General features: G+C 62.8%; 26 protein-coding genes. 15 read left to right on the top strand and 11 right to left on the bottom strand.

The genetic code is table 11. The features are described from left to right. Positions 1-74: 74 nt before the first annotated feature. Positions 75-902: a hypothetical protein gene (locus DVK00_RS08380; RefSeq protein ID WP_101349689.1), complete on the bottom strand. Its 828-nt coding sequence runs from the start codon at positions 900-902 to the stop codon at positions 75-77. Positions 903-1,203: 301 nt separating this feature from the next. Here DVK00_RS08380 and DVK00_RS08375 point away from each other — a divergent pair, with 301 nt between their 5' ends. Continuing rightward, positions 1,204-1,986 (top strand): winged helix-turn-helix domain-containing protein, encoded by a 783-nt coding sequence (locus tag DVK00_RS08375; protein ID WP_121536848.1) that lies wholly within the window; start codon positions 1,204-1,206, stop codon positions 1,984-1,986. Here DVK00_RS08375 and DVK00_RS08370 read toward each other — a convergent pair. From DVK00_RS08370 to crtD, 7 genes are all read right to left on the bottom strand, one after another. Next, entirely contained in the window at positions 1,983-2,306 is a 324-nt protein-coding gene (locus DVK00_RS08370) for a transcription factor S (RefSeq protein WP_101349690.1), read from the bottom strand. The two genes, DVK00_RS08375 and DVK00_RS08370, sit on opposite strands and share 4 nt — an antisense overlap. Positions 2,307-2,338: 32 nt before the next feature. Beyond that, positions 2,339-2,974, bottom strand: a complete 636-nt coding sequence (locus DVK00_RS08365) for a hypothetical protein (protein WP_121577568.1) — start codon at positions 2,972-2,974, stop codon at positions 2,339-2,341. Next, positions 2,967-3,839 carry a hypothetical protein gene (locus tag DVK00_RS08360; RefSeq protein ID WP_101349692.1) on the bottom strand — a complete coding sequence of 291 codons (873 nt, stop codon included), beginning with the start codon at positions 3,837-3,839 and terminating at the stop codon, positions 2,967-2,969. The genes DVK00_RS08365 and DVK00_RS08360 overlap by 8 nt, the downstream gene beginning before the upstream one ends. 133 nt (positions 3,840-3,972) lie before the next feature. Beyond that, on the bottom strand, positions 3,973-4,809 hold the full coding sequence (locus DVK00_RS08355; protein WP_121577567.1) for an HTR-like protein: 837 nt from the start codon (positions 4,807-4,809) through the stop codon (positions 3,973-3,975). Positions 4,810-4,889: 80 nt separating this feature from the next. Then, positions 4,890-5,771, bottom strand: a complete 882-nt coding sequence (gene cruF, locus DVK00_RS08350; protein WP_101349694.1) for a bisanhydrobacterioruberin hydratase — start codon at positions 5,769-5,771, stop codon at positions 4,890-4,892. Beyond that, on the bottom strand, positions 5,764-6,648 hold the full coding sequence (locus DVK00_RS08345) for a prenyltransferase (RefSeq protein ID WP_101349695.1): 885 nt from the start codon (positions 6,646-6,648) through the stop codon (positions 5,764-5,766). The genes cruF and DVK00_RS08345 overlap by 8 nt, the downstream gene beginning before the upstream one ends. A 3-nt stretch (positions 6,649-6,651) precedes the next feature. Next, a complete protein-coding gene (crtD, locus tag DVK00_RS08340) occupies positions 6,652-8,139 on the bottom strand; it encodes a carotenoid 3,4-desaturase (protein WP_121510897.1) in 1,488 nt (495 codons plus the stop codon). Positions 8,140-8,273: 134 nt separating this feature from the next. On the opposite strand from crtD, the gene DVK00_RS08335 reads away from it, so the two are divergent. From DVK00_RS08335 to DVK00_RS08330, 3 genes are all read left to right on the top strand, one after another. Continuing rightward, positions 8,274-9,449, top strand: a complete 1,176-nt coding sequence (locus tag DVK00_RS08335) for a Xaa-Pro peptidase family protein (RefSeq protein ID WP_101349697.1) — start codon at positions 8,274-8,276, stop codon at positions 9,447-9,449. 246 nt (positions 9,450-9,695) lie between these two features. Continuing rightward, positions 9,696-9,866, top strand: coding sequence for a hypothetical protein (locus DVK00_RS21675; RefSeq protein WP_198560224.1), 171 nt, complete (start codon positions 9,696-9,698; stop codon positions 9,864-9,866). A 44-nt stretch (positions 9,867-9,910) separates the two neighbouring features. Beyond that, entirely contained in the window at positions 9,911-10,120 is a 210-nt protein-coding gene (locus DVK00_RS08330; protein WP_004593281.1) for a ribbon-helix-helix domain-containing protein, read from the top strand. Between the two features lie 8 nt (positions 10,121-10,128). On the opposite strand, the gene DVK00_RS08325 is transcribed toward DVK00_RS08330, so the two are convergent. Both DVK00_RS08325 and DVK00_RS08320 read right to left on the bottom strand, forming a co-directional pair. Further along, on the bottom strand, positions 10,129-10,539 hold the full coding sequence (locus DVK00_RS08325; protein WP_101349698.1) for a hypothetical protein: 411 nt from the start codon (positions 10,537-10,539) through the stop codon (positions 10,129-10,131). A 47-nt stretch (positions 10,540-10,586) separates the two neighbouring features. Beyond that, positions 10,587-11,261, bottom strand: coding sequence for a hypothetical protein (locus DVK00_RS08320; protein WP_101351413.1), 675 nt, complete (start codon positions 11,259-11,261; stop codon positions 10,587-10,589). 127 nt (positions 11,262-11,388) lie between these two features. Between DVK00_RS08320 and DVK00_RS08315 the strand changes: the two genes are divergently transcribed. Both DVK00_RS08315 and DVK00_RS08310 read left to right on the top strand, forming a co-directional pair. Next, positions 11,389-12,105 carry a VOC family protein gene (locus tag DVK00_RS08315; RefSeq protein WP_121536850.1) on the top strand — a complete coding sequence of 239 codons (717 nt, stop codon included), beginning with the start codon at positions 11,389-11,391 and terminating at the stop codon, positions 12,103-12,105. Positions 12,106-12,222: 117 nt separating this feature from the next. Then, a complete protein-coding gene (locus DVK00_RS08310; RefSeq protein WP_121536697.1) occupies positions 12,223-12,501 on the top strand; it encodes a hypothetical protein in 279 nt (92 codons plus the stop codon). Between the two features lie 119 nt (positions 12,502-12,620). Here DVK00_RS08310 and DVK00_RS08305 read toward each other — a convergent pair whose 3' ends face one another. Then, a complete protein-coding gene (locus DVK00_RS08305; RefSeq protein WP_121577566.1) occupies positions 12,621-12,923 on the bottom strand; it encodes a DUF5779 family protein in 303 nt (100 codons plus the stop codon). Between the two features lie 134 nt (positions 12,924-13,057). Here DVK00_RS08305 and DVK00_RS08300 point away from each other — a divergent pair, with 134 nt between their 5' ends. From DVK00_RS08300 to DVK00_RS08260, 9 genes are all read left to right on the top strand, one after another. Next, positions 13,058-14,302, top strand: coding sequence for a LeuA family protein (locus DVK00_RS08300; RefSeq protein ID WP_101349702.1), 1,245 nt, complete (start codon positions 13,058-13,060; stop codon positions 14,300-14,302). A 345-nt stretch (positions 14,303-14,647) separates the two neighbouring features. Beyond that, a complete protein-coding gene (gene ilvB / locus DVK00_RS08295) occupies positions 14,648-16,405 on the top strand; it encodes a biosynthetic-type acetolactate synthase large subunit (protein WP_121577565.1) in 1,758 nt (585 codons plus the stop codon). Positions 16,406-16,419: 14 nt separating this feature from the next. Then, a complete protein-coding gene (gene ilvN / locus DVK00_RS08290; RefSeq protein ID WP_101349704.1) occupies positions 16,420-17,007 on the top strand; it encodes an acetolactate synthase small subunit in 588 nt (195 codons plus the stop codon). Next, complete coding sequence (gene ilvC / locus DVK00_RS08285; RefSeq protein WP_121577564.1) at positions 17,000-18,031, top strand: ketol-acid reductoisomerase; 1,032 nt, start codon at positions 17,000-17,002, stop codon at positions 18,029-18,031. The genes ilvN and ilvC overlap by 8 nt, the downstream gene beginning before the upstream one ends. Continuing rightward, complete coding sequence (locus DVK00_RS08280) at positions 18,024-18,290, top strand: hypothetical protein (protein WP_101349706.1); 267 nt, start codon at positions 18,024-18,026, stop codon at positions 18,288-18,290. The genes ilvC and DVK00_RS08280 overlap by 8 nt, the downstream gene beginning before the upstream one ends. Then, on the top strand, positions 18,287-19,708 hold the full coding sequence (leuC, locus tag DVK00_RS08275; protein ID WP_101349707.1) for a 3-isopropylmalate dehydratase large subunit: 1,422 nt from the start codon (positions 18,287-18,289) through the stop codon (positions 19,706-19,708). The genes DVK00_RS08280 and leuC overlap by 4 nt, the downstream gene beginning before the upstream one ends. Beyond that, complete coding sequence (gene leuD / locus DVK00_RS08270; protein ID WP_121510892.1) at positions 19,705-20,349, top strand: 3-isopropylmalate dehydratase small subunit; 645 nt, start codon at positions 19,705-19,707, stop codon at positions 20,347-20,349. The genes leuC and leuD overlap by 4 nt, the downstream gene beginning before the upstream one ends. A 110-nt stretch (positions 20,350-20,459) precedes the next feature. Continuing rightward, entirely contained in the window at positions 20,460-21,200 is a 741-nt protein-coding gene (locus DVK00_RS08265; protein WP_101349709.1) for a DUF6293 family protein, read from the top strand. A gap of 93 nt (positions 21,201-21,293) precedes the next feature. After that, positions 21,294-22,055: a response regulator gene (locus DVK00_RS08260; RefSeq protein WP_101349710.1), complete on the top strand. Its 762-nt coding sequence runs from the start codon at positions 21,294-21,296 to the stop codon at positions 22,053-22,055. The last annotated feature ends 373 nt before the right edge of the window (positions 22,056-22,428 follow it).

Raw genomic sequence — 22,428 nt, 5'->3', positions numbered from 1 at the left:
GCGCTCCTGTGCCAGCGTCTGACTGTTTGCTGTCGTCTCGATGCGCACAGGCGGCTCTCGAATGCGATGGATTTCTATGATTCGGTCGTAGCTTCCTCATCGACCGGTTTGATTCGGTGTGTCGCGTCGTTGTGGTCTTCCGAGGCTCGCAGGTGATACGTGACTTCGCGCGGTTCCGTCTCGTCGACGTAGGGACTCTTGCCATCGCGTGTAATGCTCTCTGTTTCACCCGGCGCCAGCTCACCGTCAAACCGTCCGACGGGCGTGTAAGCGACGCGTGGACCGGTTCGGTTGAGTGCGAGGACGTACCGACCTGCGGTGTCGCCCGTGTTCGTGACTGTTATCTCAAGCGTCGGCACGGCTGGCTCAGTGACGCGCCCCGGTCCGTCGAGAGTGACATCGAATGACGGCAGCGGCGCTTTGAGCCTGTTCTGGACAGTCTCTGGCGGTGTCCACTCCCCGCCGGGCCAGGAGAGTCGGGCGTCGCTGGCTGTGCCGGTTTCAGGGAGATCAAAGACCAGTGGTCCACCGGCCTCGGTGAACTGTTGGCCCCACTCACCGTCGCGATACAGCCCGTTCCTGAAGGTCTGTGGGCTGTACGTCGACCCGTTGAATCTGAGCGAGAACGCGGCGCGGTCTACTCCGGAGCCTTCGACAGTCACTGTGAGCACGAGGTACTGCCCATCGGCTGACTGGACATTGATAGAGTCAGTTCCCGGGACCACGACGCCGGGCATCACTACTGAGTCCGTAATCGTCACCGCGGGCAGCGGCCCGGTGTCAGTTTCGCTGATGGCCGGCGACGGGACCGGCGTCACTGTTTCGGTGTCAGCAGTCTCACCCTGACATCCTGCACCGGTGAGAGCCAGTCCACAGAGTGCCAGAACACGACGACGGTACATGGCTTTGCGTTGCCCTGCCCTGAATAAATGCCTTCAGAAGGCTCAGGTTCTGTTTTGACCAACGGTGCCCTGTCCGGCCCATAGATCGGTCCCCCCGCTCTGCATAGTTTGTATCATTAGCATTCAGGCGCTGGCTGCGTAAATAACATATTAATTAATGTTTGTGTCTAACCAAAAGCTTTTGACAATTCCATTGGTTTCAGTCAAACGTATATCAGGTCGGGGGATTGGGTGGCGGTACCATCCCTATGTGGTGATATCAATGAGCAAATCAACGAACGGCCGAACGGCCCCCAAATCGATGCGTCACAAACAAATACTCGACGTAGCGGCCGAGAACCCTGAGGCGTCCATCGCAGAGCTTGCGTCCGAAGTGCCGAGCGCGACAGCGGAACTGGTCGAGCGGGTCCTCGAAGAACACGGCGACCCAGCCGAGGCCGACGAGACCGACGAGACCGACGAGTCTCCGAGTGAATCGTCCGCGGAGACGCAGTCGCATCCGGCCCCGGAGGACCTCTCCTCGACAGAACGAGAGACGCTCCGGGCGATTCGGCAACACCCCACCGCGTCCCAGCGAGACCTCGCAGAGAAGCTCGATGTGACTGCCTCGACTGTGAGCAATCGTGTCAACGGTATCGACGGGTTCGACTGGGCGAACCGCGAAACGTTCGCAAACGCTGTGTTTAGCGACGAACAGACCGATTCAATGTCCTCTGACGAGACTGAAACACTGGCATCCGAGAGCGAACCCCCGGAGTCACCGGACGCCCCCGACACCGGGGACGAACAAGTGTCAGAGACCGATACCGAGCCCGACGACGGCGACCGCTCGGCAGCGGTGGTCGAGACAGCGGCCGGCGAGGTGAATACCACGCTGACTACGTTCCAGTCGACTGTCGAGGACCTCTCCGCACAGCTGGCCGAGCTTGAAGGGCAGGTCGAAACCATCGCGGACGGTGGCGGCTCGCTGCAATCCAATCCGTTTCAGGATCCCGAGCTCGTCCATAAAGTCGTCCACGCGTGTATGAACTCCGAGCAGATATCCGAGGAGGAAGAGCTCCAGATTCTGGAGTCGCTGCTCTAGTTGTACTCACGCCACCGGTGGCCACACTCCTGGCACTTGAAAAACCGCGTCGGCGGTTCGTCGGCTGACCCGGTCTGTTTGATCGTGTACCACGCTTTTCCGTGCCCGCATTCCTCACAGGTCACGTCGTCGGCCGTCGGCTTGCCCTCGAAGTTCGAGCCCTCTTCGGTCTCTATCAGTTCGTCGCCGCTCTGTTCGTCCGTGGTGACGAACTCAGCCGCCCGGTCCTCGTCTTTCGCGACCCGTGCGCCACAGGACTGACAGACCATCTCGTCACCGTCGGCGTGCATCATCGAACCACAGTCGTCGCAGAACTGCATACACGCCCGTCCGACACCGAGGCAAAAAGCCGTTACTGCTCGTCCTCGATTTCGTGTTGCTCGGCGACGACCGGACAGTTCAGGAGCCGGACCGTCTCCATGTCGAGGAACTCCACGATTTCAGTCCCCTCGTTCGTGCAGTGTGCGTTCGGCGGTTCGGAGAAGTGTTCACACTGCTCGCAGTAGCGATGTTTCGACACCTCCGCGTAACGGCTCTCTGGCGCGGTCTCGCTATCGTCGTCGTCAGCGATTTCTGCCCACACCTTGTCGGCGTCGATGTGGTCGACATCGACCCGCTCGAATGCGCTGTCACCGCTGCCGAAGGGGTCTTCGCCGCGGTCGTCCATCCCCGAGAACGGGTCGTTCGGGCTATGTGCCGACTCTGAAACAGGGCTGTCCGATTCAGCCGCCGAATCCGAACGGAACTCCGCCGTGTCGACAGCCGAGAGCAGGTCGTCAGCATCGGTTGCAGCGGGTTCACCGTTGGACCCGCTGTCGGCCGGTACGTCGCTCGATTCGCTGCCCGGCCAACCGTCGTCGGACGGCTGGCGTGTGTCTGTCGAGGTGTCCGCGTCGTCAGGTCCCGACCCGAGTCGCTCGAACGGGTCGCCCTCGCGGTCGTCACCGGAGTCGAGCGCTTCGAAGGGGTCTGGCTCGTCGTCACTCATTGTTCTCGCCCGGTTCAAGCTGTGCTGCGGCCACCAGCCGCGCCTTCGAGCGGATGATACCGCCCTCAGGCCGCACGTCCGACACCGTCGTGTTGCAGTGCGGACACTGGGGTTCGGTCAGGAGCCCGATCTCGACCTGCTCGTCACAGTTCGAACACCGTGCCGCTGAGATGTTCTCCTGTGCCGCGGCGCGTTTCAGGCGGTCGACCGCTTTTTGATTCTGGTCTCGGCCACCCTGGTCGTCGCGAAGGTCGCTGACGACCCAGGCGACGCGGGTGAGCTTGTCTTCGACATCATCGAGACGGTCGTCGATGTCGGCGATGCGCTCGTCCTGCGTTTCGAGCGAGTCAGTCACGTCACTTCGAAGCGCGGCGAGTTCCGTCTCTATCTGTTCAATCTCCTGTGTGAGTGCATCGATGCGGTCGAACTCCTCGTGGCTGTGGTCGGCAGGCGCTTTGGCGTCGGCCTCCCGTTTGACCTGTACGACGCGCTCGCGGACGTCTTCGATCTTCGTCTGGAAGTCTGCTTCCAGCGCCTCGAACCGATCAGCAAGCTGGCGTTCTACCGTGTCGACGATGTCCGGGACACGAGCGTTGACGGCGCTCTCGGTCGCCGCTTCGACTGAGCCGTTCAGCTTCTCGTCCACGGTCGCGGCGACGACGGCATCCAGTTCGTCCGACGACGGCTGGATGTGATCGCCCATCTCGCTGTCCGAATCGACCGTCGTCATGTATGCGGCCAGCAGTTGCTCCATGACGGCATCGCGAGACACGTCGAGTGTCTCGGCCTGCTCAGTCAGCCACTCGTCTAGATCTGCAGATAGCTCGACGTACACTCCCCCGTCATCAGTCGACTCGGAGGACATTACGACACCCTTGACGAACAAGACTGATAAGGGTTTACCGCCGATTTCAGATACCGAGAGTTGAAGCGATTCCGAAGCGCCGTTCTCGTTGTTCCCTGCCGACAGCTACTGCCGGCTGTCCCGCCGACTATCGCTATCGAATCTTGCGGACGTCGCTGATATCGAAGCCGGCATCGCCCAGTTCCGTCTCGAACTGAACGATGTCCTCGTCCTCGATCTGTGAGAGGACGCCACGGAACTGTTGAACGACGAGGGTTCGAGCCCGGGTGGAGCCGCCGGACTCCCACGCGAACTCCATCGTTCCGTGGGATGCGTCGACGAGTTGCCCGTATCGAACCGCCGACAGCGTCTCGGGATTGATGTGCAAGAGGAGCAGACAGCGCCACTGATGGGCCGCCTTCTGGAGCCCCTGGACGAGCGAGCTGATGTCCGCCCAGTCAATCTCCTCACCCATGGCGCTGACGAGGTCCGAAAGCGAGTCGATGATGACGAGGTTGTTCGCCGCCACCTCGTTCAGAACCATCCCGAGTGTGCCGAGCAGGTCCTCTCGCTCGTGGCGCGCCCGGAGGTCGGTAATCGACGCGGTTTCGTCTGCGTACCAGTCCCGAGGGACGGGGCTGATATGGAAATACCGCTCCGAGAGGTCGTGGAACTCGACCGCTTTGCTCCCTTTTTCGACTACGTTGTCGTCCATCGCCAGCCGCATCTCGCTGACCAGCTGTGTCTCGCTTGCGGTAAAGGAGATGTAATGGACTTCCTCCGGCGCGACGGCGTCGGCCGAGCGGTCGCCGTAGTAGAGGTCGTGTAGCTCCCCGTCCACCTGCTCGAGCCCGTTGATGAGCGCGCTCGTGTGCATGAACTCCCGGGAGCCAGCACCGGCCTCGCCGGAGAGCAAGACGACGCTCCCGGCGGGTGCCCCACCGTTGATGATGGAGTCGAGCTGGCGGATTCCGAACGGGATTCGCTCCATACGTCCACCTTCCTACGCGGTTGCTTAAACGCTTGGCTGTCGCAGCGTCGTCGGCAGCGCGGCAGCGAGCCTGCAGACCGTCACCGCCAGACGGCACGGCCGACCCGAGTCTCCGAGAGGTCGAAGTCAAAGCGGTCCGTCCAGAGAAGGCCCGCTCCCAGCAGCGCGGCGATACCGACCGGCACCCAGTTCGCGTAAAAGAGGTTGATACCGCCCCACAGCAGGACAAAGCTCACCAGGTCATCGAGCATGAACGGACACGCTTCGAGCCGCTGTCGGAGCCCCGCACGGTCGAACCCGAGGTCGAACAGCAGGACGGCAACCGAGCCCGACAGGAGCCAGCCAGCGTAGTTCTGCCACGGAACGCCGTAGAACTGGGGCACCTCGTAGGTCCAGAACCCGATGGCCACGGCACCCGGATCAAGTACGAGATCGATAAGCATGACCGTCGAAAGCGTCGCCAGCAGCCGAACCGCGGTTGACGCCGCTCTGTTGCCGAGCAACAGCAAGACGAGCAGGTAAGCGTTCAGGACCAGCGGGAAGAAGAAGACCGGGAGGCCGAACGGTACCTCACCGAGCAACATTGGACCGAGGTCGACACCGTAGGTAAATTCGCCGTAGGGCCACCCGGTCCTGACACCGACAAGCTCGATGCCGTAGGAATACAGCGTCAGCGCGACCAGCGCCAGCCCGGCCCGGCGGTCCACGAGCGGGAAGACGCCGGCCACGAGGGGTAATCGCATCACGAACGTGCCAAAGAGGACGAAGTAGGGATTGAACGCGAGCGGATCGGGCAGGACTCCCTCAGCGCTGGCAAGCAGGGTGACCGCGCCGACGAGCGGAAAGACGACGGCGATGGTAAACCGGTTCTCGGTGACGAACTGGTCGAACTGCGCGGTCGCGTCGGTCTTTGTCTCCGGGAGCGTCCAGCCCGGTCGCGTCCGGTCTTTGCCGCTACCCATACAGCATCACCCACAGCGCGATGAGCGTGAACACCATGCCGACGATGGTGTTGATCGCGGGGTACCACCAGTAGGCCTCGTCGATGTCGACGCCGACGCCGAGAATCCCGAAGACGAGGCCGGGGTAGACGAGCAGTAGCAGGCCGAAGACCCAGTGCGTGAAGTTGAACGCGAACGACGCCATGAGCCAGCACATCACGCAGTAGTAGTAGGTGTTTGACTCGCCTAGGAACGTCGCCGTCGTCTGAATACCGGCCTCGCGGTCGGGTTCGATATCGGGAATCGCCGAGAAGGTGTGCATCCCCATCGCCCAGAGCCACGCGCCAACCACCGCCGTCGCCGGTGGGGCGACGCCTTCGATAGCGGTGTAGCCGATGACGCCGGGCAGGATGTACAGGCCGTTCGAGATGGAGTCGAGGAAGGGCGTCGTTTTGAACCGCAGTGGCGGGGCCGAGTACTCGACAGAGAGCGCAATCCAAGCGAGCAGGGCTACGACCCCGAGCGTCGGCAGCCCGAGCATAAACAGCAACGCGAGCGCGCCGCTGACAACGACGATGGCCGTGACAGCGCTGTCCCCGCGGTAGCTGACCTCGCGGCCCTCGTCTTTCTTGGGATTGTGTTCGTCGATGTCGGCGTCGAAGATGTCGTTGACGCCGTACAGGAACACGTTCCCGGGGATGGTGAAGTACAGAAACAGCGCGATAGCCAGCGGCGAGAACAGTTCGCCCGGGCCGTCGGCCGCATAACTGACGCCGACGATGACCGGGCCACCGAGGTACAGCCAGAACCGCGGCCGGGAGAGGCGCAACAGGTAGCCCACGAGCGTCTCTTCCGGCGGGATAACGGCGGTAATGCGGTCGGTCGGAAGTTCGGGCATTACTCAGGCGATATCCTCGATGAGCGCCTCTGCAGTGTGTTCGCCGCTGATGAGACACATCGGCACGCCGATGCCGGGCGTCGTGAACGACCCCGTGAAGTAGAGGCCGTCGACGGCCGACGAGCGGTTGTTGGGCCGCAGCAGGGCCGTCTGGCGGAGCGTGTGGGCCAGACCGAGGGCCGTTCCCTCCGTGGCGTTGTACCGCTCACCGAAGTCGGAGACGGCGAACTGCTTCTCGTAGACGATGCGGTCGCGCAGGTCGACGCCGGTGTTGTCGGCGATGTCGGCCAGCACCTTCTCGCGGTACTCCTCACGTATCTCGTCGCCGTCGTGCAGTCCCGGCGCAATCGGGACCAGCACGAACAGGTTCGAGTGCCCGTCTGGGGCGACGGTGTCATCGGTCTTCGAGGGCACACAGAGGTAGTAGGCCGGGTCGTCGGGCCAGGCCGGCTCCTCGAAGATGTCGTCGAAGTGAGGGTCCCAGTCCGTCGGCAGAACGAGTGTGTGGTGTTCCAGCGGCTCCACGTCACCCTCGACGCCCATGTACATGAGGAAGGCAGACGGCGCGTACGTCTTGTCGTCCCAGTAATCGTCGTCGTACTGGCGTTCGTGGTCCGGGAGGAGTTCACGCTCGGCGTGGGCGTAATCGGCGTTGACGACCACTTCGTCGGGGTGGGTCGTCTCGCCATGAACCGTCTCGACGAGGAATCCCTCCTTCCGTCGGGAAATCTCCGCGACCTCGGCGTCGGTCTCGTAGGTGACGCCGAGTTCTTCGCCGAGTTCGACCAGACCGTCGACGACTGCACCGACGCCGCCGTCGGGGTAGTACACGCCGAGGTTGAAATCGACGTGGCTCATCATGTTGTACAGCGCTGGCGTCGTTCGAGGTGAGCCGCCGAGGAAGACAAGCGTGTACTGCATTATCTGCTGGAGCTTCGGGTGCTCGAAGTAGTCCTCGACGTGGCTCTGCATCGAGCCGACGAGCTGGAGGCCGACCGGGGCGGCGGTCATCACGTCGAGGTCGACCCAGTCACGGAGCTTCGAGCGGTCCTTGTAGACGAACTTGTTCATCGCCGTCTCGTAGTGGCGTTCGCTGGTCGACAGATATTCTTCGAACGCCTCGCCCGCGCCAGGTTCGTACGCCTCGAACTTCTCGCGCATCTCGTCGTTGTTACCGGTCACGTCGATCTGGTCGCCGTCCTTGAAGAAGATACGGTAGTGCGGGTCGAGCCGCTGGAGGTCGTAGTAGTCGCGTGGCTCCTTGCCGAAGTACGCAAAGAAGCGCTCGAACACGTCGGGCATCAGATACCACGACGGCCCCATGTCGAACCGGAATCCATCCACCTCCAGCCGGGAGGCGCGGCCCCCGAGTTGCTCGTTTTTCTCCAGTAGCGAGACGTCCGCGCCTGCGTCCGCCAGGTAGCACGCGGCGGAGAGCCCACCGATGCCGCCACCGACAACGGTCACGTCTTCACCGGACAAGTCACTCATTACTAGAACTGAGGGGCTGGAACGTCAATAAATGAGCGGCCAAACTGCATCGGTATGGTATTCGTGGCCATATGTCGGGCCGCCGAGCGGCGCAGTGGGAGACGTATATGGGGATGGGGGCCAATCTGACACGTATGGAACCTGCTCTCTCAGCACTGGACGCATATCTCGACGATGCCGGCGTCGATGGCTACCTTCTCGATGCGGATTCCGAGGTGTCAGACCAGTACTATCTTTCGGGCTTTGACGCGCCGGACCCGTTCATCACGCTGTACGACGGTGAGACACGCCTTCTCTTCCCACGGAGTCTGGAGTTCGGCCGAGCCAAGCGCGAGTCGCGGGCCGAGACTGTCGAACGGTATGTCGACTTCGACCACCAGCAGAAAGTCGAGGAGTACGGCCCGGACGAAGCGGTCTCGCACGTCCTCGCGGACTTCCTCGCGGCTTACGACGTCGAGAGCGTGGCCGTGCCGCCGCGGTTCCCCCTTCGGACCGCGGACGGCCTGCGCGCACGCGGCGTCGACGTGACGGCCGACACTGACGGCATCGTCACGGAGATCAGAGCGACGAAGACAGAGACGGAAGTCGACCACATCCGGACGGCACAGCGGGCAAACGAAGCGGCGATGGCGGCGGCCGAGTCGCTGCTTGACGCGTCGGACATTGCGGAAGATGACACGCTCGAAGTCGACGGCGAGACGCTGACGAGCGAGCGGGTGAAAGAGGAGATCGAGGTGACGCTGCTCCGCAACGGCTGCTCGCTGGACGAAACAATCGTCGCCTGTGGCGCGGACGCTGCGGACCCTCACGACCGCGGGAGCGGGCCGCTCCTCGCTCACGAGCCGATTATCATCGACATCTTCCCACAGGACAAGATGACGAAGTACCACGCCGACATGACGCGGACGTTCGTCAAAGGCGAGCCAAGCGAGACGGTGCGTGAGTGGTACGACCTCACTGAACGCGCGGTGGACGCTGCGTTCGACGCGCTGGAACCCGGCGCGACCGGTGCAGACGTACACGACGCTGTCTGTGACGTGTACGAGGACGCCGGCGAGCCGACGTTGCGTGACGACGACCGAACGGAGACTGGGTTCATCCACAGCACGGGCCACGGCGTCGGGCTGGATGTCCACGAGCTTCCACGGCTGGCACCGAACGGGGGGGAGCTCGAACCCGGGCACATCGTCACCATTGAACCTGGCCTCTATGATCCCGACGTGGGTGGTGTGAGAATCGAGGACATCGCCGTCGTCACCCCCGACGGATACGAAAACCTGACTGAGTACGAGATTCAGTTCGTCGTCTGAAGCAGTCGAACAGACGCGAGAGGCACGGTAGCAGTTGTAATCTGGCTACTGGCCAACGCTGTGTTACCTATTACCAAAACACTTGTTACCATGAGACAGTATTTTCCACACCTACATCATGAACATTTATGATGGATGGGGCAAAAGGTGGTGGTACCCAATGCTTGTATCCGACGTACGCCCCGCACGCGACCCACACACTGCACTGCCCACGAACCACAGACGCCGGCCGACACCACCCCCAGGATGACAACACGAATCACGACCCCTCGAAACGACGACTCGTACCCGACAACCACGCTGCCATTCGACAGCGCGGACGACCAGTCCCGGTCCCGCCATGCGCCGAAGATGTTCTCGCCGACCAATCACGCGACGATGGGCCAGTTCGACACTGAGGCGACGGACCCGCGCTGAACTGGGACATAACGCATATCCCGACGGCCCGCCTCCGTCCCGATATGGCTGACTACACCACAGTATCCATCCCGAAGGACCTCGCGGAGCGCGTCGAAGAGACTATCGAAGGGACGAGTTTCTCCAGTACGTCCGACCTCGTTCGGTTCCTGCTCCGGAGTATCGTCGTCGAACACCAGCGGGAAGGAGAACTGACCGAAGCACAGTTTCAGGATATCACCGACCAGTTGCGGGACTTGGGCTATCTGGAGTAGTCGGGCCGCTACTGCGGATACTTCTCGGGCGGTTCGACGTCGAGAACCGTAATCTCCTGTGCCTGCCCGGCTCTGTCAAAGGCCCCGAAGGCGTCGATATCCCACGGCGGGATGCCGACGAAGACCACCTCGTGGAGGTCGTCGGTCTTGCTGACTCCCATGTAGCCGTCGGGATGGGAGACGAACCGGCCCTGCGTCTGGCCGGCCGGCGTCCCCAGATCAACGCCGAACACCGCCTTCACGGAGGCCCCGGCTGAGGGGAGGTAGAAGTCAGTAAATACCGGTGTTTCGTCTGGTAGGTCCGCATCGGGAAGGTCCCCTGCAGGTGTGACGGCCAGCGAAATCGTCACGTCGTCAGGTTCGGCCTCGCTGGCGAGCCGTAACAGCGTCTCGACGAGTCCGCGTGTGACGTAGACCACGCCATTCTTTCGCACGGCCCGGGTAAAACGGCGTCGCTTGCCCCGGTTCAGCCGAGCACGAGCGACTTGAGGTTCTTCGCGTACAGCCCCGGCGTCCGGCCGCGAGACCCGCGAAGTGCGTAGGCGATGGCCTCAGCGGCGTCCTCCATCACGCCCTCTCCGTGTCCGACTAGTACTCGCTCGGGGTCGAGGCGGCTGAGCTTCTTCGGCGGGAACAGGCGCAACATCGGGTGGACGCCGAGCCGCTCGTCGCCGGCGAGGAAGTAGTCCGCCGCCCCGACCGCTTCGGGGACGACTAACGTGTCGTCTGCATCGCCATACAGCGCGGCTTCTTGCCAGAACGTGTTATCGATTATCTTGTGGACGCCGTAGTCCGTGTCCGGCAGTTGTCGATGCATGCGTTCGACCGGCGCGTCGATATCCTCTTCGACGCCAGACATCCAGTCGGGGATGTACACTGATACGTCGTGTCGGTTTGCAACGGCGGCGCTGTCACGTTTGTGCCGATCCAGCAGAATGACGACGCCGGCAACCGCGCCGAACTCAGCGAATAGCTCGTCGATACCGTCGACGTCTATCGGGTCGACGACGAACACACCGGCTTCCGTTTCGAGAACGTGACTCGCCCGGACCATCATTTCGTCGGGATACGGAATGTAGCTCACGCCGCGCTCCCAGCGGTTCGTCTCTAGCCACTCCGTTGCCTCGCCCTGGCCTTTCATTGGCATACGCTTCCGTACGAGCCTGAGGTGAATAAATGGTCGAGAACGGGAAACACGCGTGCTGGGGTTGTTTCGCTCCCGAAACGGGTCCACAGCGGCTTTGTCGGTGGCGGTCGAAGCGCCGATTATGCTCTCATCGCCCGCCTGGCTCACGCTAGAAGTGAAGTATCCAGACCGTGCCACAGCGTTCTACGAGGCCTTTCTGGAGCTCGACATCGTTTCAGAGGGGCCAGATGAAGCCGTACTCGCGGCCGGCGATACCGAGCTTAGACTCCGTGCACCGGGAACAGTGCCGCGCGGTGGGCTCCACACGCACTACGCACTGACAATCCCCGAGCGGGAGTACGACGACTGGTACGACCGGCTGGACGAGCGCTTCGACCTGGTCGAACACACCTTCGGCGACGCGCGCTCGCTGTACTTCTACGACCCGGAGGGCAACTGCGTCGAACTCGGGGAGCGTGCGATCGACGGCACTGGCGTCACGGGCCTGTTCGAACTCGTCCTTGAAGCCGAGGAGCTGTCCTCGGCGATGGAGTTCTACACCACGCTCGGGTTCGAGGTGGTCGACGACGGCCGTGACGAGGGCCGGGTCAGACTCTCGACTGGCGAACTCGATCTGGAACTGTGGTCGCCGCGGCTGGGCATCGCCGACGCCCGCGGCGGTGTCCACGTCGACTTCGGCGTTGTCGCTGACGACCCGAAATCGACGGCCAGGGAGGTCGCCGACGACGCGCTTGCGGTCACGTCGGTCGATGACGGCGTCCGAATCCGGGACCCGGACGGCCACTACCTGACGCTGGTATCCGCGCAGGTAGCCGCGGGTGTCGGCGCGGCCGACTAGCGGTACCGGGGGAGACACTCGCTGGACGCGAATATAATGACCTCCCCTGTACTAGTAGCCGTATAGACCCCTCATAGGCAGGTTCTTTTCCAGTCGATAGCCACCGTCTAAGTGAGGATGTCCCCAACTGACTCCCGGACCGAGCACGGTGGCCTTACAAAGGCGACACTGTTCTGTCCGGACTGTGGGCACCAGAGCAGGTACGACGGTGACTGGGTCGTGGTCGAGCAACGCGGTAGCACGCACTATCGCTGCCCGGAATGCCACGCTCAGATTGCGACCAGACCGAGCCACACTGACTGTGGAGCGTCCCGGTTCTTCGACACCTACTGGCAAGCGTGGAACCACGGCATTCGAGCGTGGAACGGACTGTTACAGCGCCTGCTCTCCCCCTGAACGGTCGTGCTAACTGTGGTGGTGTCGATCAAGATCGCTACGCTTCGGGTTCGGCGAATGGCCGCAGAAACGCATCGCCCGCGACAGGACTGCTCGGTGGGGACCGGCTGTTCTGGCGCTCAATCTAGGCGTTCGGAGTCGATGCTGACTCCCGGTGGCGTCACAATCAGGAACCCACGGAAGTGCATCAGTTCGCCACCGGCCTCCCGGACCGGGCGGGCGAATCCGGCGGCGAGCTCGTTCAGATCGCCCTCGACGTTGAGAACCAGCACTGACCCACTCTCGATGGTCTGAATCCACTGTTCGGGCGGCTCCGACCCATCAAGGACCCCAAGCACGACGCGGTTGCTGCCGGCCCCGTCACGGTCTTCGTCCATCTGGTCCTCCACGGCCTGCAGGTCCAGGCCCTCGAAATCACTCATAGCCACATCCATGCGCGGACGGAGCAAAAATCCTCCCCACCTGTCTGACGCGCGGCAGTCGCGCTGGCTGCAATACCCGGCTTGCAGCTGTGTGCCGTGTGGACGTGCCACCGCCTTATGGACAAGTATAAATAGTGGAAGCATCCAGTTACGGGTGCTTATGTCCAACAACGAGGGCACGTCGGAATCTCCGGCGGATCGAGTTCTTCCAGGGCACACTGGATTCCACGTCTGAGATTACAGACGCACGGATTTTCGACACCACGCTGCGCGATGGTGAGCAGTCACCACGTACGTCGTTCAACTACGAGGACAAACGCGAGATAGCCGCGCTGCTCGACGAGATGGGGACCCACGTCATCGAGGCCGGGTTCCCCGTCAACTCCGACGCGGAGTTCGAGGCAGTGCGCGATATCGCTGAGTCCACGCGAGTGACGACCTGCGGACTGGCGCGCGTGGTCGAGAAAGACATCGAGGCGGCTCTGGATTCGGGTGTGGACATGGTCCACACCTTCGTCTCGACGTCGGATGTACAGTTGCAGGATTCCATGCACGCGACCCGTCAAGAGGCGCTCGACACTGCCGTCGACTGTGTCGAGATGATCAAAGATGCGGGCGTCGAATGCATGTTCTCGCCGATGGACGCCACGAGGACCGACGAGGACTTCCTCGTCGAAGTCATCGAGGCCACGTCCGCGGCGGGGGCGGACTGGATTAACATTCCGGACACGTGTGGGGTCGCCACGCCGCGGCGGTTCTACGACCTCATCGAAATCGTCGACGACTGCACCGACGCCTACATCGACGTGCACACGCACGACGACTTCGGGCTGGCGTCGGCCAACGCCATCTCCGGCTTCGAAGCCGGAGCCAGTCAGGCGCAGGTGTCGGTCAACGGCATCGGCGAACGCGCCGGCAACGCGGCCTACGAAGAGGTCGTGATGGCGCTGGAGTCGCTGTACGACGTCGACACCGGAATCGACACCACCCGCATCACGGAGCTGTCGCGGATCGTCGAGGAGAAATCCGACATCGGGGTGCCGGCGAACAAGCCCGTCGTCGGGCGCAACGCCTTCTCCCACGAGAGCGGCATCCACGCCGCCGGTGTCATCGAGAACTCCGACACGTTCGAGCCGGGCGTCATGACCCCCGAGATGGTCGGGGCCACGCGCGAACTCGTGCTCGGCAAGCACACCGGGGCCCACTCGGTTCGGGAGCGGCTCGTCGACGCGGGCTACGACCCGACCGAGGCGGAGGTCAGAGAAGTGACCCGCCGCGTCAAAGAGTACGGCGCGGAGGAACAGGTCACCCTGTCGGTGCTCGAACGGTTCGCCGAGGAGATCGGCGTGACCGAGGAGAGCGAGGAGGTCCGGGCGTAGGCCAATGACCTCGCTTCCGGCCGTCACTACGAGTGACCAGCCACCGGTGAGTACCCGGTTTCGAGCGGCTGCCCGCCAACAGCTATCACAGAACGTTTATTATTCGGGACGAACTGCATTCGGGTGTGATGACCGCGGCTGCTGGACAACAGGTTCGAACCCCCGCCAGCACCGCGACCGCTATTCTCGGCGTGCGTATTGTAGGGGCACTATAGCCCCTCTCTTCACCTTTTCACCCCCGGCCGAATCGATTCGTCATACCACCACAGAGTCATCAGTCATGCACGCAGCACACACATCACCGCGGTATCGACCCCGAACACGAACAGACGGAGGGCTAACACGATGAGCGAACGCGCATCCGTCCCCAAGGAAGAGGACGACACGGAGCCAGAAACCGAACCGGACCCGGTCACAACGGGCGCACAATCGGTCATCCGTGCGCTTGAAAACGCCGGGACAGACTACGTCTTCGGCGTTCAGGGCGGCGCGATCATGCCCGTCTACGACGCGCTGTACGACTCAGACATCAACCACGTCACGATGGCCCACGAACAGGGGGCCTCACACGCGGCAGACGCGTACGGCATCGTCACCGGCGACCCCGGCGTCTGTTTCGCCACGTCCGGGCCCGGCGCGACGAACCTCGTGACCGGCATCGCCGACGCCAACATGGATTCGGACCCGGTCATCGCACTGACCGGCCAGGTCCCGACGGAGTTCGTCGGCAACGACGCCTTCCAGGAGACGGACACGGTCGGCATCACCCAGCCCATCACGAAGGAGAGCTACTTCGCCGCCGACTCCGATACAGTCGGCGACGATGTCAGCGAAGCGTTTGCGCTTGCCGACGCCGGCCGGCAGGGACCGACGCTGGTCGACCTGCCGAAGGACGTGACGCAGGGCGAGACCGAGGTCGAACCCGGCACGCCGGAGACGCCGGAGACCTACGAGGTGCCCGAGGAAGCCGACGACGAAAACGTTCAGGAAGCCGCAGAGGCACTGGCCGCTGCCGACCGCCCGGTCATCCTCTCGGGCGGCGGCGTCATCAAGGCTGACGCCTCGAACGCGCTCCGTGAGTTCGCCACGGAGTACGAGATTCCGGTCATCACGACGATGCCCGGTATCGGCTCCTTCCCCGAAGACCACGAACTCTCGCTCGAATGGGCCGGGATGCACGGCACCGGCTACGCCAACATGGCGATTAGCAACACCGACTGCATGCTGGCTATCGGGACGCGCTTCGACGACCGCCTGACCGGGGGCGTCGACTCCTTCGCCCCCGACGCGGAGGTCATCCACGTCGACATCGACCCCGCCGAAATCAGCAAAAACGTCTACGCTGACTACCCACTCATCGGGGACGCCCGGAACGTGCTGCGGCAGCTGTTCGATGCGATGCCGCGCGCACCGGACGCCGACGAGTGGCGCGACCAGTGCCAGACCTGGAAAGACGAGTACCCGATGGAGTACGACACGCCCGACGACGAGCCGTTGAAGCCGCAGTACGTCGTCGAGCGCTTCTCGGACGTGACACCTGACGACACCATCGTCTGTACCGGCGTCGGCCAGCACCAGATGTGGGCCTCCCAGTTCTGGGAGTACACCGAACCCCGCACGTGGGTGTCTTCGCATGGTCTCGGGACGATGGGGTACGGCGTGCCCGCCGCTATCGGCGCGAAACTCGCCGCCCCGGACCAGGAGGTCGTCTGCTTCGACGGCGACGGCTCGTTCCTGATGACTGTCCAGGGCCTTTCCGTCGCCGTTCGAGAGCAACTGGACATCACCTACGTCGTCCTCAACAATGAGGCGGTCGGGATGGTCCGGCAGTGGCAGGACGGCTTCTACGAGGGCCGCCGGATGGCCTCGGAGTACCCGTGGATTCCGCAGTTCGACAAGCTCGCTGAGGCCTTCGGCGCACGCGGGTTCACGCTCGAATCCTACGAGAACGTCGAGGAGACGATACAGGAAGCACGCGACTACGACGGCCCGAGCGTCATCGACGCCCACATCGACCCCGGGGAGAACGTCTTCCCGATGGTCCCCAGCGGCGGTGACAACGGCCTGTTCGCGCTCAACGAAGACCATCTGGACATGATCTAACAATGACTGGAGGAATGCCAGGCCCCGCGCCGGACGAACGGATGCGCCCGAAGGGCCGACGCAACACGCAGGGAATCCGCGTCGACCCCGAGGCCGAAGTGACACACGAACCGCGCCAGGCGGTGCTGTCCGCGCTGGTCAAACACCGACCGGGCGTGCTGTCGGAGGTGTCGGCGCTGTTCAGCCGGCGGCAGTTCAACATCGAAAGTCTCACCGTCGGGCCAACAGTCGACGAGGACACAGCCCGGATGACGATCCTCATCGAGGAGCCGGACCCGGGGATCGACCAGGCGAAAAAGCAACTGCGGAAGCTCGTTCCCGTCATCTCGGTCAGGGAACTCGAAGGCGAGGCCGTCCGCCGGGAGCTCGCGCTGGTGAAAGTCAGCGGCGAGAAGCCCGACGACGTCAACGCCGTCGCCGACATGTACAACGGGCAGGCCGTCGACGCGTCGACCGACTCTGTCACCGTCGAGATTACGGGCAGCAAGCAGAAGATCGACGCCGCCATCGAGGCGTTCAAGCAGTTCGACGTGCAGGAGATTGTGCGAACCGGGGCCGCCGCACTGGAACGCGGCCCGAAAACATTAGAGAAAGATGTCTGACGAACTTACCACAACAGTCTATTACGACGAGGACGCTGACGTATCGACTATCGACGACGAGACCGTAGCCGTGCTGGGATACGGGTCGCAGGGCCACGCCCACGCGCTGAACCTCCACGAGTCCGGCGTAGACGTAATCGTCGGTCTCCGGGAGGATTCGTCTTCCTGGGCCGACGCCGAGGACGCCGGCCTCCGGGTCGAGACCCCCGACGTGGCCGCCGGTGAGGCAGACCGCGTCGTGATGCTCGTCCCCGACACGATTCAGCCGGCCGTGTACGAGGCCATCGAGGACGAACTCGACGCCGGCGACACGCTCCAGTTCGCCCACGGCTTCAACATCCACTACGGCCAGATCGAACCGCCGGAGGACGTGGACGTGACGATGGTCGCGCCGAAGTCCCCCGGTCACCTCGTGCGCCGGACCTACGAGCGCGGCGAGGGAACGCCGGGTCTCATCGCAGTGTATCAGGACGCGACCGGCAACGCCAAGGAGGAGTCCCTGGCCTACGCCAAGGGCATCGGCTGCACTCGCGCCGGGGTCATCGAGACGTCCTTCCAGGAAGAGGTCGAGACGGACCTCTTCGGCGAGCAGGCCGTCCTCTGTGGCGGCGTCACCGAGATGGTCAAGGCCGGCTTCGAGACGCTGGTCGATGCCGGCTACGCCCCGGAGATGGCCTACTTCGAGTGTCTGAACGAACTCAAGCTCATTGTCGACCTGATGTACGAGGGCGGCCACATGGGCATGTGGAACTCCGTCTCCGACACCGCCGAGTACGGTGGGTTGACCCGCGGCGAGGAAGTCATCGACCGCGAGGGTATGGAGAAGATTCTCGAAGAGGTCCAGAACGGCGAGTTCGCTCGCGAGTGGATCAACGAGAACCAGGCCAACCGACCCGCCTACAAGCAGTATCGCGACGCAGAACAGAACCACCAGATCGAAGCCGTCGGCGAGAACCTGCGCGAACTGTTCGCGTGGGGCGAGGACGCCGACGCAGAGAAGACAGAAGCTCCAGCAGATGACTAACGAACGCACGGATACGACGGACGGCGAACAAAGCGAATCGCGCACAACGATGGGCAGCATCGAGCACACCCACCCCGAGACGAACGGGACCTTCGGCGCGGTGTTCCGCCGCGGCCCGGTTGTGGCTGCCGACGGCGGCGAACGCGATGCGGAGGAGGAGACTGACGAGACGATGGAAGACATCGACCACGAAGCTCCCGACGAGGGTGTCACCCGCGCGTACGAGCGCGGAACTGAAGGACGGGACGAGACAGTATGAGTTCGGGAACGCTGTACGACAAGGTATGGGACCAGCACAAGGTCACAACCCTGCCGAACGGTCAGGACCAACTGTTCGTCGGGCTGCACCTCATTCACGAGGTCACCAGCCCGCAGGCCTTTGGTATGCTCAAAGAGCGCGGCCTCGAAGTCGCGCGCCCGGACCTGACCCACGCGACAGTTGACCACATCGTCCCAACCGCGAACCAGGACCGGCCCTACAGCGACGACGCGGCCGAGACGATGATGGCCGAACTCGAAGAGAACGTCCGCGACGCCGGCATCCAGTTTTCCGACCCGACGACGGGCGATCAGGGGATCGTCCACGTCATCGGCCCGGAGCAGGGCATCACCCAGCCCGGCAAGACTATCGTCTGTGGCGACAGCCACACATCGACTCATGGTGCCTTCGGTGCGCTCGCCTTTGGTATCGGGACCAGCCAGATTCGGGACGTGCTGGCCACCCAGACCATCGCGATGGAGAAACAGAAGGTCCGCAAGATAGAGGTCTCCGGCGAACTCGACGAGGGCGTCGAGGCCAAGGACATCATCCTCGAAATCATCCGCCGGCTCGGCACCGAGGGTGGCGTCGGCTACGTCTACGAGTACGCCGGCGAGACCATCGAGAACCTCGACATGGAGGGGCGGATGTCCATCTGTAACATGTCCATCGAGGGCGGCGCTCGCGCGGGCTACGTCAACCCCGACGAGACCACCTACGAGTGGCTGGAGCAGACGGACTACTTCCAGGAGCACCCCGAGAAGTTCGAGGAACTCAAGCCGTACTGGGAGTCCATCCGCTCGGACGACGACGCCGAATACGACGACGTCGTCGAAATCGACGCCAGCGAACTGGACCCGGTCGTCACCTGGGGAACCACACCCGGCCAGGGCATCGGCATCGACGACCCGATTCCGGAACCCGAGTCGCTGGCCGACGACAAGGTCGACACCGCCCGCCGCGCTCAGGAGCACATGCGCGTCGAGCCCGGCGAGACCATGGAAGGCTACGACATTGACGTGGCCTTCCTCGGCTCCTGTACGAACGCTCGACTCCCCGACCTGCGACGCGCGGCTCGCATCGTCAAGGGCCGAGAAGTCGCCGACGACGTGCGCGCGTTCGTCGTCCCCGGCAGCCAGCGCGTCCAGCGCGCCGCCGAGGAAGAAGGGCTCAAGGACATCTTTGAGAAGGCCGGCTTCGAGTGGCGAAACGCCGGCTGTTCGATGTGCCTGGGCATGAACGAGGACCAACTGGAGGGCGACGAGGCCTGTGCCTCTTCCTCCAACCGGAACTTCGTCGGTCGGCAGGGCAGCAAGGACGGCCGCACGGTCCTGATGAACCCCCGGATGGTGGCCGCCGCGGCCATCACTGGCGAGGTCTCTGACGTGCGCGAACTGAAGGAGGTGAATTTAGCGTGAGCGACCCCACTGAGGACATCCCGTCGGTCGATTACGTCGAGGGTTCCGGCATCCCGATTCGCGGGAACGACATCGACACGGATCAGATCATCCCGGCGCGGTTCATGAAGGTCGTCACCTTCGACGGGCTGGGCGAGTTCGCCTTCTTCGACCTGCGGTTCGACGACGAGGACAACGAGAAGGACCACCCGTTCAACGAGGAGCGGTTCCAGGACTCGAACGTGATGGTCGTCAACAACAACTTCGGCTGTGGCTCCTCCCGCGAACACGCGCCCCAGGCCCTGATGCGTTGGGGCATCGATGCCATCATCGGCGAGGGCTTCGCAGAGATCTTCGCCGGGAACTGTCTCGCGCTCGGCATCCCGACGGTCACCGCCGACCACGAGACCATCAACGCGCTCCAGCAGTGGGTTGATGACAACCCCGACGGCGAGATTGAGGTTGACGTGCGAGCGGAGACTGTCACCTACGGCGACAACGAGATCGACGTCAGCGTTGACCGCGCCCAGCGCGAGGCTCTCGTCGAGGGCAACTGGGACACGACGGCGCTGATGAAGGCCAACAAGAACGCCATCGAAGAGACGGCCTCACAGTTGCCGTATCTCGACCAGACGCGGTCAGATATCGAAGCGGACGACTGAGCGACGCCCGCTATTTTGGATTTCGGACGATACCGCCGTAGCGGTCGTCCAGTGATCTTCTGTCCCGGAGATGGCAAGACCAATAGCTGTGCGGGGCGCGTTCTTCCCGCATGGACCAGATTCGGGAGATACACATCGCGCCGCTGGGACACGAACGCGACCGGGTCACCGAGCCGATTCACCAGCACAACGCTGACGACGTATACCTCCTCACGGCGACGCCGGAGCTGTCACGGTTGACACCGTATCAGCAAGCACTTATCGAAGAACTGGACGCCGACGGTGTCAGCGTCGAACTACGACAAACAGATTTACACGACCTGTATGATGTGCTGGCCGAGGTCACGACACTGACCGCCGACCATCCCGAGGACATCGTACGCGTCAACGTCTCTACAGGACCCAAGGTGGCAGCTATCGGGAGCGCAATCGCATGTATGGCCACAGCGGCGACGGCCTACTACGTCCACCCAGAAGAACACGTCCCACCGATTTCAGCGAAGCCTCTCACACGCGGGATGGACCGCGCGGAGGTCCTCCCCTCGTACCCCATCGAAGCCATTTCCCGTGACCAGGTCGCAGTGCTGGACTATCTCACGCGGACAAATACAGACAAGTACACGGCAAAGAAATCGGACCTCATCGGGTTCGCTGAGGACGCCCGGCTTTCGTTCATCGACGATGCGGACCCGGCAAACGAGAAAGCGAAGTTCGCGCTGTTGAACGCCAACATCGTCGACCCGCTGGTCGAAGACGGCTACATTGAGGTCAACGATGTCGGTCGGACGAAGCAGGTGGAACTGACCGAGACCGGAGAGAACGTCCTCCACGCGTTCCGACACAAGCTCTGAGCTTCTGTTGTCTCGATTGTCATACCATCTAAAATACAACCCAACGCTTTCGTGGTTTCACACGATACCTGCATACAGTTGGGAGACGCCCGCATGGACCACTTCTCGATAGATAACATCAGAGTGCTCCACGTTGACGACGATTCCGGCTTCGCCGATATCGTCTCGGAGTTCCTCGAACGGGAAGACGACGCGTTCTCCGTTGAGACCGCGACGAGCGTTGATGACGCGCTGACAGTGCTTCAGGACGCCCGGGTCGATTGCGTCGTCAGTGACTACGATATGCCGCAAAAGGACGGGCTGGACTTTCTCGAACTGGTCAGAGACGACTATCCCGGACTCCCGTTTCTCCTGTTTACCGGCAAGGGCTCGGAAGAAATCGCAAGCCGAGCGATTTCGGCCGGGGTCACCGATTACCTCCAGAAGGGGACCGGGACAGAGCAGTACACCGTGCTGGCAAACCGGGTCAGGAACGCGGTCCGGAGCAGTCGAGCCGAAACCGCGGTGCGGCGCACGGAAGACAGATACCACAATCTCGTCGACACTGCACCGATCCCGATCCTCCTCTTTGATCATAACTGGGAAGCTCTGTACGCTAACGAGGCGGCCGTCGCATTTCTCGATGCGGATTCCTTCACCGAGATTGCTGGGAAGAAGGCGAGCGACTTTTTGCACCCCGACGACCGGGAGGCGGCTCGAAAGCGGTTCCAGCGGCTGATGCGTGAGGACATCTCGGTTCCGGAACGGGAGTACCGCGTGGTGACCGTCGAAGGAGAGACGAAGACAGCGACAGTTGCCACCGCACCCGGCTACTACCGCGGTGAGAAGGTCGCGCAGGCGATGCTGTACCGATAGCTGGCGGGCGGTTGCGAGGACCGTATTCGTAGATGACTCTGGTAGTCTGTCTCAGTCCATGGCGTACACCAGTAGCACAGATTGTATTGTTAGTATACATAGTATCAACTGTGTTCGTAGTATTGAGATAGAACATACATAGCCACCATCGCTACGAACAGTTGCGCACGGGTCGCCAGCGATCACCCCTGATTCGCTTCGGCCCTCCACACGCTCACGTCGTCCGCTGGTCACCCGTGCCATTCCCCTGAGCGTGTCCACTGTCTGTCGTTTTCTTCGCTGCCGCGCCGATAGCGCGAACCGGTCACTCGCATGTGGTGCACCGGCGATTCGCAGGAGATAGTTGGAACCGAACCACTTTCACCGGGCGGGT

The sequence above is a fragment of the Haloarcula sp. Atlit-47R genome (assembly GCF_003665985.1).
GTDB lineage: Archaea > Halobacteriota > Halobacteria > Halobacteriales > Haloarculaceae > Haloarcula > Haloarcula taiwanensis.
This window is presented reverse-complemented; position numbering and strand designations above follow the sequence as displayed.